This is a genomic window from Corynebacterium marquesiae, from assembly GCF_030229635.1.
GTDB classification, from domain to species: domain Bacteria; phylum Actinomycetota; class Actinomycetes; order Mycobacteriales; family Mycobacteriaceae; genus Corynebacterium; species Corynebacterium marquesiae.
Map to the genome: position 1 here is coordinate 110532 of NZ_JASPII010000004.1, position 12599 is coordinate 123130.

Annotated in this window: 11 protein-coding genes; 8 read left to right on the forward strand and 3 right to left on the reverse strand. The window is 61.4% G+C overall.

Features of this window, described 5'->3' with window-relative positions:
- Positions 1 to 185 precede the first annotated feature (185 nt).
- Positions 186 to 866 (forward strand): hypothetical protein, encoded by a 681-nt coding sequence (locus QP971_RS04025; protein ID WP_284810925.1) that lies wholly within the window; start codon positions 186 to 188, stop codon positions 864 to 866.
- Between the two features lie 344 nt (positions 867 to 1210).
- Positions 1211 to 2815: a hypothetical protein gene (locus tag QP971_RS04030; protein ID WP_284810926.1), complete on the forward strand. Its 1605-nt coding sequence runs from the start codon at positions 1211 to 1213 to the stop codon at positions 2813 to 2815.
- A gap of 222 nt (positions 2816 to 3037) precedes the next feature.
- Here QP971_RS04030 and QP971_RS04035 read toward each other — a convergent pair whose 3' ends face one another.
- The 3 genes from QP971_RS04035 to QP971_RS04045 all read right to left on the reverse strand — a co-directional run bounded on the left by QP971_RS04035 (position 3038) and on the right by QP971_RS04045 (position 6585).
- Positions 3038 to 3910: a hypothetical protein gene (locus tag QP971_RS04035; protein ID WP_284810927.1), complete on the reverse strand. Its 873-nt coding sequence runs from the start codon at positions 3908 to 3910 to the stop codon at positions 3038 to 3040.
- A gap of 222 nt (positions 3911 to 4132) precedes the next feature.
- Positions 4133 to 5191, reverse strand: a complete 1059-nt coding sequence (locus QP971_RS04040) for a CNNM domain-containing protein (RefSeq protein ID WP_005324190.1) — start codon at positions 5189 to 5191, stop codon at positions 4133 to 4135.
- Positions 5191 to 6585 (reverse strand): hemolysin family protein, encoded by a 1395-nt coding sequence (locus tag QP971_RS04045; RefSeq protein ID WP_284810928.1) that lies wholly within the window; start codon positions 6583 to 6585, stop codon positions 5191 to 5193. Before QP971_RS04045 ends, QP971_RS04040 begins: the two co-directional genes overlap by 1 nt.
- A gap of 147 nt (positions 6586 to 6732) precedes the next feature.
- Between QP971_RS04045 and hemW the strand changes: the two genes are divergently transcribed.
- From hemW to ybeY, 6 genes are all read left to right on the forward strand, one after another.
- On the forward strand, positions 6733 to 7872 hold the full coding sequence (hemW, locus tag QP971_RS04050; RefSeq protein ID WP_284810929.1) for a radical SAM family heme chaperone HemW: 1140 nt from the start codon (positions 6733 to 6735) through the stop codon (positions 7870 to 7872).
- Between the two features lie 59 nt (positions 7873 to 7931).
- Entirely contained in the window at positions 7932 to 8981 is a 1050-nt protein-coding gene (hrcA, locus tag QP971_RS04055; RefSeq protein WP_284810930.1) for a heat-inducible transcriptional repressor HrcA, read from the forward strand.
- 69 nt (positions 8982 to 9050) lie between these two features.
- Positions 9051 to 10202 (forward strand): molecular chaperone DnaJ, encoded by a 1152-nt coding sequence (dnaJ, locus tag QP971_RS04060; protein WP_269953561.1) that lies wholly within the window; start codon positions 9051 to 9053, stop codon positions 10200 to 10202.
- Positions 10202 to 10960, forward strand: a complete 759-nt coding sequence (locus QP971_RS04065) for a 16S rRNA (uracil(1498)-N(3))-methyltransferase (protein ID WP_284810931.1) — start codon at positions 10202 to 10204, stop codon at positions 10958 to 10960. The genes dnaJ and QP971_RS04065 overlap by 1 nt, the downstream gene beginning before the upstream one ends.
- Positions 10961 to 10983: 23 nt before the next feature.
- Positions 10984 to 11964: a PhoH family protein gene (locus tag QP971_RS04070; protein ID WP_284810932.1), complete on the forward strand. Its 981-nt coding sequence runs from the start codon at positions 10984 to 10986 to the stop codon at positions 11962 to 11964.
- Positions 11961 to 12578, forward strand: a complete 618-nt coding sequence (gene ybeY / locus QP971_RS04075; protein WP_284810933.1) for an rRNA maturation RNase YbeY — start codon at positions 11961 to 11963, stop codon at positions 12576 to 12578. The genes QP971_RS04070 and ybeY overlap by 4 nt, the downstream gene beginning before the upstream one ends.
- The last annotated feature ends 21 nt before the right edge of the window (positions 12579 to 12599 follow it).

A 12599-nucleotide genomic window follows, 5' to 3' on the forward strand; every position in this document is an offset into this window, starting at 1 on the left:
CCTTCTGCAGCTCACCCCACCATCCTCACCCCAGTGCGGGCGAACCTGCCATAAACCTGTGAATGGCTTCGGAGTGTCGCGCGCTTGCGGCGGCGGATCTCGCATAAAGTCGTGAGGCGTTACAGCAAACCTCAACCTCTACTAGAGGTTAGAAATGAGACCGTGGAAGGAGTGGCTCGAAGCCAATGCACAAAATCGCCGCCGAGCTGCGCCACCGCGAGCTTACGCAAGAGATTTACAATATCGGCGACGAAGTCGCAGAGTACCTCGAGCACCTCATTGAAGCCATCGAGGATTGGGACGAAGAGTTGTGCATGGATTGCCTGGCTGAGCTAGGCGATATCGTTGAAGACGCCCGCGTTGACTCCGGCCGTTGTGTAGGCGAGCTGATGGGCCTGCGCCAAGCCCTGGTCTCCGGCGTGCGCTCCGGCACCATTTCCGCCGCTTCTTCCGGCGTGAACGACGTGGAAGAGCCGGAACAACTTACCCCGCGCCTATTGGACGAGCGATTCCCCATCTCTAAGCCCATCGTGGTGCACGAGCTGGCCGAGTCCCTGCGCTCTCGCACCCAGGTCGTGGCGGATTACCTCCGCGAGGTAGTCGAGTACGTGCTCGCGCAAACCGACGCCGTGGCCCGCAACCTCGACATGGTCTCGCTGCCGCACTTGTACAAGCGCACCGGCGAGTCCGCCCTCATTGCGGTCCAAGCGTGGAAGCACACGGTGCTGGATACCCACCCGGCCTATGTCCGCACTATGCGCGGGCATAACCCTCCACAGTTCCTAGAAGAGCGCGCCCGGGTTGCCGCGGTGGTGGAAAAAGTCCGCGCTAAGCGTGAGGCGGCCCGTCGGGCTACAACTGCATAAACCACATAGACTTCCTTGTTTCACGCAAGGGGATGTTCACGGCCATCGAGATTCCCTCTCTCGGTGGCCGTTGAAGTTTTCTGCGCTAGGGTGCCCCAATTCGGGGAAGCATTTAGGGAAATTTTAGGTTAACAGCCGTTCCATATAACTTTTGTTATGCCTGTTCAGTGGGTTGGGTTGTGTATCCAGCGGTATTGTTGCTGGATCAACCTTAAAATCTAAGTAGAAAATACTCTCAACGCGCTGTAGGGTAATCCCCTTCCAAGCGAACGCCGTGACCTAGCACCATCCACACGCGGCGCGCGCAATTAGATTCTTTAACCACATCTACAGGGAGTTAAACCATGGGCGCACGCCGAACTTCTCGCCTCATTGCCAGCGCAGTGGCCGTAGCCACCTTCTCTTCCATCACTGTTGTGCCTAGCGCCGTCGCCGCCGACGACACCACGTTCGTCGAGGAAAAGACCACCGACGATACCGTAAGCCTCAACGGCATCGAATTCGATGAGGACGGCAACCTGCTGGAGGAAAACAACGCCGGCGATAAGGCGATGGAAGAACTCGACGCAGAAGAAGACGTCGCCGAGTCCATCACCCCGTACGCCGTAGACGGCGCGGAGGAGACCGCCGAGGCTCCGGCTTCTGAGGAGTCTGCAAAGCCAACCACCCTCGAGGAACTCGCACAGACTGAGGCCTCCAACGGCGACGTTAACGTCAAGGTGGTCAAGGATGAGCAGAAGGACAAGCTCGTCTGTGAGGTCACTGATGCCCCTGACAAGGAAGGCAACATGCTCGATCTCAAGCTTGCCTTGGCTAAGGCCTTCTACGATGGCGGCGAAAAGATCCTCAAGACCGTCTGGGAAGTCATCCCGGTCGTCGGTGACCTGGTTCCGTCCGACTTCATTGACAAGATTTCCGGCAAGACCTGGGACGGCATTGCCAAGCTGGTCAAGGAAGGCGAAAAGGACAAGACGGTTACCTGGGACCTCTCCCGCGCCCAGGGCATGGCCATCGGCCGCATCGACAACGCCGATGCCGACGTTGATATGAACAACCCGGATGGCGCTAAGAAGACCGTCTCCGGCCTGCTCAAGTTCGCCGACGGCGTCTTTGGCAAGGGTACCGCGGTAATCCTGAAGCTCTTCAATGCAGCCGTTACCATCGCCGGCCTGGTTCCTGGCGCGGGCGTAGCTGGCGACCTGAAGCTGAGCAAGGAACAGCAGAAGAGCATCGAAGACTCCCTGAACAACATCTCCACCGCAGCTTCCAATCTCGCGGCCGTGAACGCCCCGGCTGGCCAGCTGTGCTCCGATATGCTCAACGGTAAGAAGACCAAGGATCAGCCTTCTAAGGAGCCTTCCTCCGAGGAGACCACTTCCGAGGCTCCGGCTTCTGAGGATGCTACCTCTGCAGAGACCACCCCGGCCGAGTCTGCAGAAGAGACCTCTACTGAGGAGACCTCTGCAGAAGAAGCGGCCACCGAAGAGCCGACCTCTGAGGAATCCACCGAGCCTTCCACTACCGAAGCCGCAGTTGTTCCAGGCCAGGACGGAAAGGACGGCCAGGACGGCGTAGATGGTAAGGATGGCCAGGATGGCCGCGACGGTCGTGACGGTCGTGATGGTCGTGATGGTAAGGATGGCGAGAACGGCCGCGATGGTCGCGATGGCAAGGATGGCCAGGACGGTAAGGACGGCCGTGACGGCGAAGACGGCCAGGATGGTCGCGATGGCCGCGACGGGCGTGATGGTCGCGACGGACGTGACGGCCGCGATGGCATCAACGGTAAGGACGGCAAGGACGCAGACATGTCTTCCGTCGCAGGGTTCTCCTTCCTGGCTGCGCTCGTAGGCGGCGGCACGGTGCTGGGCATCCTGTCCACCATTGACTACCTCTACACCCACGGCATGCTGCCGAAGAACAGCGTCCCATGGCGCATCAACCAGTAAAACCTTCCTGTTGAGGCATTAGCTGGAAACAGAAAAGCCTCCGCGAGCATAAGCTCGCGGAGGCTCTACCTTATTGCGGGCGAAGTTTCGGTCGGTTCTCTTGCGAGGCACTCGCTATCGCCCTCCCTTCGCGCTCACCGGCGCAGCGGATTCCGCGGCGAAAGCGCCGCTGGTGAGCGCGAAGGGCGGGGTAGAGGAAGGCGGGAGGCAGGAAGCGTGGACTTAGGCAGAACGCGCGGCCTTTTGTCTGGCGGTGATGGTGGAAATGAGGTCGCTCAGGAAGCAAGTGGGGTGGTCGATGAGCTGCCGAGGGGTATAGCAGAGAATGGTGAAGCCGGCCTCGCGCAGACGTCGGTGACGCTCACGCTGATGGGCAAGCGCCTTCGCGGGGATTATGTCGATGAGGTAGGCGTTGTTGATGCATAGGGCGGTCGTGATGCCGGGCAACGCGGTGAACGACGCCTCGAAGAACATGGGCCAAGGGAAATCGGCCTCAATGAGGAGAGCGCGGGCGAAAGACTCGTAGGGAGAGCGGGAAAGAGGTGAGGCGTGGTGGATTACGGCGCGGACGATGCAGCTATTGCGCACCCGGCCCATGTGGGCAAACTCTTCCTTGAGGTCTTCCCGGCTGAGGCCGGAACGCAAAGCCGAGTCGGCGGCGATGAGGCCGTCGGTGAAGCCGTGGTAGCGGGCGACGTCGATAACTGCGCGGGCCTTGGAAACGCAGCGGGTGCCGTCCACGAGGACGGGCTCGGGAAGGGAAGCCTTGCGATAAATGCGCTCGGGATGGCGGCGGTCCTTGTGGGGAAGCGTATTGGTGGGAAGGGCCAGTTCAATCTTTTCCTCGGCTGTGGCGATGACCCACAGTCCGTGCACGCGGGCGGCGGACTTGGAGATGAGCACCGCGGTATAGGCGCTGCGGGCGGCGGCGATGGCGCGCAGGCGCAGCTGGGAGGGGAAGTCGAGGTAATGGTAGTGATCGCGCCGGACTGCGATGCGCGGTGCGAGTTTGAGGTAGGTGCCGTTTTTCAGGTCGGTCCAGAAGGTGGGGTGGTTGGCGCGGATAGAGTCGATATTGGTCAGTGGTGGTGTCATGCCTCCTAGGAAAGGGCACGTTGCCGGCCGGCGCGAGGAGGTGGCGGCCGGGCCTGTGGATAACAAGGCCCCAGAGAAAGGCGAGTGAGCGAAGTGGCGGCTGGGAAAGTTGCGGCCACAGTTATCCACAATCGGGGACGACATCCCTTGCGCGCGGGTGCGAAAACGGCAAAGCCCGCGCCGGCCACAAAGAAGTGGGCGCGGGCGAGGTCGCGGCAGGAACTAGACGGCTGGGGGAGGGGTGACCTTATCTAGCTGCTCGGTAATCTGCGGCCATAGCTGGCCCATGATGTCATCCCAGGTAAGGATCCATACGGCATTGTCTTTATCGGCCTTGCCCACCATGACAAGCTGCTCGTTGCGAGCGCGCATATGGTCCAGAGTCTTCTGGACGGTGGTGGAAGAAGACACGGACAGGGCAGGGCGGGAGAACTCGAGAACCGGGGTCTCTGGTTCTGCCAGCAAGGTATCGCGCACGTGGACCACGCGCGGGACGCGGGAGTCCTTAGGGAAGACCAGCACGCGCATGATGTTCTTGCGCACAACGAGGTCTTGGAGGTCTTCCACGGTGGCGTCGGAAGGCAGGGGCACTACCTCAGAACCATGCTCGCGAGCCATGGCACCAACGGTGGAGTTTTCCAACTCGATGACATCAGAAATCTGGTTAGCAGACTCATCGTCCAACGCACCGGTCTCGCGGGAGTGCTCGACCAAGGTGCGCAGGGTTTCGGCGTCGTAGCCGGCCGCACCGGCGCGGTCGACAGGCTCTTCGCCGGCTAGGGACACCATTTTGTTGGCCATGACGTTGATCCACTTCAGCAGCGGGCGGAAGATCCACACGAAGCCACGTGCGGGGACCGCGATGAACTGCAGGGCGGTCTCCGGGTGGGTAATCGCCCAGGACTTCGGCGCCATTTCACCCAGCACGAGGTGAAGGAAGGTGACGATGAAGAGTGCGAGGAGGAAGCTAACGACGTCGGCGATGCCCAGCGGTAGTCCCGCGGCCTCCAACGGTGCCATGAGCAGGTGGTGCACCCAGGGCTTGGTCACAGCGCCTAGCACAAAGGTGGCGGCGGTAATGCCCAGCTGCGCGCCGGCGAGCATGATGGTCAGCTCATTGAGCGAGCGCAGGCCGGCGCGGGCGGTGCGGGAGTTTTCCGCATCCTCTTCCAAACGGTTGCGGCGAGCGCCCATCAAGGAGAACTCGATAATCACAAAGAAGCCGGAAGCGGCGATGATGAGCAGGGTAACGAGGAGGTTAAACCACCAAGATTCGGTCATTATGCATCCTCCTTCTTAGCGTCATCATCGGAGTGGTCGGAGTAATCCTCCACCAGCTCGATGGCAAGGACGGACGGCACGTGGCGGTCCACCTCTTGCACTCGCAGGCGGATGGAGCGAACGGGCGCCTCATCGTGGTCCACCCAGTCATCGGGCTCGGCTTCGAGCTGGATGGTGTGTTCCTCGCCTACCTCAGGCAGCGCACCGGAGTGGGCGATGATGAGGCCAGCGACGGTCTCAAAGTCGCCCTCAGGCAGGTCGTGGCCGATGGCGCGCTCGATTTCATCAATCGGCGTATCGCCATCCACCACCCAGTGGGAATCGTCCTGCTCGGTGATTTCCTCGGTTTCTTCGATATCGTGCTCATCGGTGACATCGCCCAAGATTTCCTCGGCCAAGTCCTCCATGGTCACGATGCCTACGAAGCCACCGTATTCATCGATGACACAGGCCATCTTTTGGTCACTATCGCGCAGCTCGTCCACGACATCCGGCAGCGGCATCAGCTCAGGGACCACCACGGGTTCCTGCATGATACTGGTGGCCTTGGTGGCGGCGGGAAGGTCGCTTCCTAGGACGTCGATAAGATGCACCACACCCACCGGGTTATGTTCGTCATCGATGACGGGGTAGCGCGTGTGGTCGGTAGACATCATCTCGCGAACCTCACCAAGGGTGGTGTCCGGATCAATGACGTCCACGCGGGAGCGCGGGATCATGGCGTGCTCTACGTCGTGCTCAGGGAAGTCCAGCAGACGGTCTAGCACCATGTAGGTATTTTCATCCAGATCGCCAGCCTCGTGGGAGGAATCCACGATGGATTCCAGGTCATCGGCGGTGGCGGAGGAGTCTACGTCTTCTACCGGCTCGATGCCAAAGACCTTGAGGATGGCATTGGAAGAATACTCAAAGAAGTGGATGAGCCAGCCGAAAATCCGCAGGTAGATTTGTGTGGATGCGGCCAGCCAGCGCGCCGTCTTCATGGGCGCGGCGATGGTGTAGTTCTTGGGGAAAAGTTCCGCGAAGAGCATGGTTGCAATCGTGGAGATGAAAAGCGCCGCGATGGTGCCCACGGTGACAGACACCGCGGACGGAACACCGACGCCGCCGAGTAACGTACCTAGTCCCTGGCCTACGAGCGGCTCCGCGACATAGCCGATGAGCAGGCCGGTAATCGTAATACCAAGCTGCGCGCCGGAGAGCATGAAGGAGGTCTGCTGGGTAATAGCCAGCGCGCGCTGTGCTGTTTTATCCCCCTCAGCAGCCTGGGTCCGCAGCTGTGTGCGGTCCACGGACATGAAAGAAAATTCCTGGGCCACGAAGTATGCATTCGCGACGATGATGAGGCCGATGACTACGAAGCCGGCCAGGATCATCACAATTGCCGATAACATGATTTACTCCCCACCGCCTAAAAGGAGGTAGGGACATCGACTCGGAGGTTCCACTGAGGGTGCCTTTCTACTTGGGAAGATGGAAACATACTACATGCTTAACCCCCATTTCAGCCATTTTGTTCCCTCCCTATTAGGGTTTTATCCATGACTGAACCCTTCGGGCTGTATATTCACGTTCCCTTCTGCGCCACTCGCTGTGGCTATTGCGATTTCAATACCTATACTCCGGGCGAGTTGGGCAGCCCGCGCGATCTCACCGGACCTTATCTGGATGCCTTGGACCGCGAGCTGGAGTTGGCGGCCGCGCGCGTAGGCCGCCCGGCCGAGACCGTCTTCATCGGCGGCGGCACGCCTTCCTTGCTGGGCGGGCAGGGGCTGACCCGGATCCTCAATACCGTCCGCTCCACCTTCGGCTTGGCGCCAGGGGCGGAGGTCACCACCGAATCCAACCCGGAGTCCACCTCACCGGAGTATTTCGCCCAGCTTGCCGACGCCGGCTATACCCGCATCAGCCTCGGCATGCAGTCCGCATCCCCCGGCGTCCTCCAAGTCCTGGAACGCGCCCATACCCCCGGCCGCGCCTTCGCCGCTGCTCGCGAGGCCCGCGCCGCCGGCTTCGAGCACGTCAACCTGGACATGATCTATGGCACGCCCACCGAAACCGATGACAACGTGCGCGAGACGCTCGACCGAGTGCTAGAAACCGGCGTAGACCACGTCAGTGCTTATTCGCTCATCGTAGAAGACGGCACCCGCATGGCGCGCAAGGTCAAGAAAGGTATCCTGCCTGCCCCCGATGAGGACGTGCTAGCCCGGCGCTACGAGATGATTTCTACCACCCTCGAGGCGGAAGGATTTGAGTGGTACGAGGTTTCCAATTGGTCTAAGCCCGGTGGCGAGTGCGAGCACAATCGCATCTACTGGGTAGACGGCAACTGGTGGGGCGCAGGCCCCGGTGCCCACTCGCATTTGGGCAACGAACGTTTCTTTAACGTCAAGCACCCCTCGCGCTATATTGACGCCCTCGGCCGCGGAGAACTGCCCATCAAAGAAACCGAAACGCTTACTGACGCCGACCGTCACATGGAGAAAATCATGCTCGGCCTGCGCCTGCGCGAGGGCATCCCGGAGGCCTGGCTCGATGCCCACGCTGCCCCGGCCCTTGAGCGCTTCATCGGCCGCGGTCTGCTCGAGCGCGCCGGCGATCGCGTACGCATCACCAAGCCCGGCCGCTTGCTGGCCGATGGCATCATCACCGATCTCCTCGTCGCCGAAGAAACCTAATCCCCCTCCCGTCTAAACTGGAAAGCACGTGAAATAGCCAAGCGAATAGGAGCGCCATAGTGTCTACCTCAACCGATGCCCGCCGCAAGGAAGTCCTGCGCGCCATCGTGGCGGACTATATTGCCTCCCAGGAGCCCGTTGGCTCTAAGTCGCTCTTGGAGCGCTACCAATTGGGCGTCTCCTCGGCCACCATCCGCAATGACATGGCCGTGCTGGAGTCCCAGGGCCTTATCTCCCAGCAGCACGCCAGCTCCGGCCGCGTGCCCACCCAGCAGGGCTACCGTCACTTCGTTGACTCCCTCCATGAGGTTAAGCCGCTTTCGGCCCCAGAGCGCCGCGCGATGCTCAACTTCTTGGAAGGCGGCGTGGACTTAGAGGATGTGCTGCGCCGCTCGGTGCAGCTACTGGCGCAGGTGACAAAGCAGGCGGCCGTCGTCCAGCTGCCCAACCTCAAGGTCTCGCGTGTTAAACACTGTGAGGTCGTGGCGCTATCCCCGGTGCGCCTGTTGCTGGTGCTTATCACCGATAACGGCCGCGTGGACCAGCGCAATGTGGAGCTCGATGAAATCATCGACCAGGATCAGACCTTCCGCTTGCGCGACATCGTCAATAGCGCGCTGGTAGGCAAGACGCTTAGCGACGCCTCCGTGAAGCTCGCCCACCTCGTCGATGACGCCCCCTTGGATATCCGCCACCACGTGCTCAAGGTGGCCACCACGCTCATCGAGACCCTCGTGGAACAGCCCTCCGACCGGCTGATTATGGCCGGTGCCTCCAACCTGACGCGTGTGGCGCGCGAGTTCCCAGAAGGCTTGCCCAAGATTATCGAGGCGTTAGAAGAACAGGTCGTCGTCCTCAAGCTGCTCGCCCGCGTGCCGGATCTCGGCAACGTCTCCGTGGTTATCGGCGAGGAAAACGAGGAAGACCAGCTGCGCCAAGCCTCCGTGGTAGCTACGGGCTATGGCCTTGGCACCGGCGATGAGGTAGCCACACTGGGTGGTCTCGGCGTGGTGGGGCCTACCTTTATGGATTACTCGGGAACAATTTCTAAGGTCTCTGCCGTTGCACGGTATGTGAGCGAAATTTTGGCCGGCGAGCAGTGCGAGTAAACTGGCTGGCCGCGCATAATTTTTTCAAGTTAACCCCGACAAGACGAATTAGAAGGAATATCTCTTACAGTGGCTCGTGACTATTATGGCATCCTCGGTGTTGATAAAAACGCAACTGACCAGGAGATTAAGAAGGCCTACCGCAAAATGGCCCGCAAGTATCACCCGGATCTAAACCCGGATGATGAAGCTGCCGCGGAGAAGTTCCGCGATGCCGCTCTGGCCCAGGAGGTCCTGCTGGATCCGCAAAAGCGCCAAATCGTGGATATGGGCGGCGACCCCATGGAGCAGGGTGGCGCCGGTGCCGGCGCCGGTGGCTTTAGTGGCTTCGGTGGCGGCGGCCTAGGCGATATCTTCGCCGAGTTCTTTGGCGGCGGGGCCGGCGGCTCCCGCGGCCCGAAGTCCCGCGTCCAGCCGGGTAACGATGCCCTGCTGCGCACCCGCATCACCCTGGAGGAGGCCTACACCGGCCTGAAGAAGAAGGTCACCGTGGATACCGCGGTGCTGTGCGATAGCTGCGGTGGTACCGGTTCCGAGTCCAAGGCCAAGCCGGTTACCTGTGATAACTGCAATGGCATGGGTGAAATCCAGGAGATGCAGCGCAGCTTCCTGGGCAACGTCATGACCACCCGCCCGTGCCCGAAGTGTCAGGGCTTTGGCGAGGTCATCACCGATCCGTGCAACCACTGCGCCGGCGATGGCCGCGTGAAGAAGCGCCGCGATATCACCGTTAATATCCCGGCCGGCATCAATGATGGCATGCGTATCCGCATGGCCTCCCAGGGTGAGGTAGGCCACGGCGGCGGCCCGGCCGGCGACCTCTATGTTGAGGTCCACACAGAGGAGCACCCCGTCTTCCAGCGCAATGCTGATGACTTGAACCTCACCGTGCGCGTGCCGATGATTGATGCCGCCTTGGGCACCAACTTCACCATCGACCAGCTAAGTGGCGAAGAGCTCACCATCGATATCGAGCCGGGCACCCAGCCGGGCGAGTCCATCAAGGTCGATGGCGCCGGCATGCCGCGCCTGCGTACCGATGGCTACGGTAACCTCTTTGCCCACGTGGACGTCGTTGTGCCGAAGGACCTGGATCGCAAGACCCGCGAATCCCTGGAGAAGATCCGCAACTCCCGCGACGAGGGCGCGCGCGTGCGTACCACCGGCGATGGTCAGGAGGAATCCTTCTTCAGCCGCCTCCGCGATAAGTTCCGCCGCTAATGTCGCTGCCCGTCTTCATCCACCCGGATCTTTCCGCCGCGCGCGCCGGCGAGGCCTTCAGCTTTTCCGGCCCGGAGGCCCGCCACGCCGTGACGGTCAAGCGCATGGGGGAGGGCGAGCGCCTCGAGCTTATCGACGGCACCGGTACCCGCCTCACCCTCACCATCACCGCTACCTCGGGCAAGGACTCCTTGGAAGGCACGGTCGACTCCATCGACACCGCGCCCGAGCCCACCCCGCGCGTGACCGTGGTGCAAGCCATCCCGAAATCCGAGCGTGCCGAACTCGCCGTGGATCTCGCCACCCAAGCCGGCGCCGATGAGATCATCGCCTGGCAGGCGGATCGCTGCGTGGCTAAATGGGACGGCAAGAAGGCACCCAAAGCGGTGGCTAAGTGGCAGGCGGCCGCCGATTCCGCAGCCAAGCAATCCCGCCGCGCTCGCATCCCCCAGGTGCGCGGCCCGCTGACCACCCCGCAGCTCGTTCAAGAGCTCACCGGTGGCCGCGACGGCGCTTCCTCCAACGCCCCCACTATGCTCGTGTTACACGAGGAAGCAACCGTCTCCATCAAGGACGTGCCGCTGACGGACAATGTCGTCCTGCTCGTCGGGCCCGAGGGCGGCATCGGGGACGCCGAGCTCGATCGCCTCAAAGAAGCCGGCGCCACACCCATCAAGCTCGGCCCGGAAGTGCTGCGCACGGCGAGTGCGGCAATGGTGGCGCTAGCGGCAATCGGCATGCGCACCGAGCGTTGGTAGGCGGCGCTGGTAGCCTAAAGCACGTGCCTATCATCACGAAGAAATGTGAGCTAGATTCCGCCTACGTCAGCAGCGTGCTGGGTAGTGCGGACGATAACCTGCGCGTGCTCAATAACCGCCTGGATGCGGACCTTTTTGCCCGCGGCAATGTCGTCACCGTCACCGGTCCTGATTATGAGGTGGCCCGTGCCGCCAAGATCCTCGATGAGCTCGAGGCCATCGCCCGCCGCGGCCACGCCGTGTCTACCGATACGGTCAAGCACACCATGGACATGGTGGCCGTGGAGGCGCCGCAGTCGGTGTCGGCGGCGCTGGCGGCGGACATCGTTAAGCGCCGCGGCAAAGCCATTCGCCCGAAGACGGTGGGCCAGTCTGAATACGTACAAGCCATCGACGATAATACGGTGGTCTTCGGCATCGGCCCGGCCGGTTCCGGCAAGACCTACCTCGCGGTAGCCAAAGCTGTACAGGCCCTGCAGGCCAAGCAGGTCTCGCGCATCATTCTCACTCGCCCGGCCGTGGAGGCAGGGGAGAAGCTCGGCTTTTTGCCGGGCACGCTCAATGACAAGATTGACCCTTACCTGCGCCCGCTTTATGACGCCCTGCGGGACATGCTCGACCCAGAGATGATCCCCAAGCTCATGGAGGCCGGCATCATCGAGGTCGCCCCGCTGGCCTATATGCGCGGCCGCACGTTGAACGATGCCTTTGTCATCCTTGATGAGGCCCAAAACACTACGCCGGCGCAGATGAAGATGTTCCTCACTCGCTTGGGCTTTGGCACCAAGATCGTGGTCACCGGTGATATCTCGCAGGTAGACCTCCCGCATGGTCAGGTTTCCGGCCTGCGCATCGTACGCCGCATCCTGCGCAACGTGGAGGATATCCACTTCGCGGACCTGGGCTCTAGGGACGTGGTGCGCCACCAACTGGTCGGGCGCATCGTCAATGCCTATGAGACCTTTGATAATAAGAAAGCCGCTGAATACGAGGGAATGGAATGAGTATCGAGTTTCTCAATGAATCCGGCTTCGAAGGCGTCAACGAGGAGATGCTGATTGACGTCGCCTCTTATGCTTTCGGCGCCATGGACATCAACCCCGATGCCGAGTGCACGATCACGTGTGTGGATTTGAAGACAATCGAGGACCTCCACGTGCGCTGGATGGATCTGGAAGGCCCCACCGATGTCATGAGCTTCCCCATGGATGAGCTCACCCCCGGTGCCATCGCTGGTGGCGGCCGCCCCGATGCCGCCGATCCAGGCCCAGCAATGCTCGGCGATATTGTGCTGTGCCCCGAGTTTGCCCTGCGCCAGGCAGAAGCCGCCGGACATTCCCTGGGCCACGAACTGGCCCTGCTTACTGTCCATGGTTGCCTGCACCTGCTGGGCTATGACCACTCCACTCCGGCCGAGGAGAAGGAAATGTTCGGCCGCCAAAACGAGTTGCTCGCGGATTGGTACGACGATGCGGCCGAGCGCGGAGTTTCCTATCAGCCCAAGCCCTCCGGCCCTAAGGCTTTTCCCGACGCCGCCGAACGCGCCAACTTGGACAAGCAGGTTCCCGGCGGAGGCATCCCTGCGGTGGGGGAGCCGCAGGGATGCCCGGAGGAATAATTTTGTCTTTTCTTTTGTGAG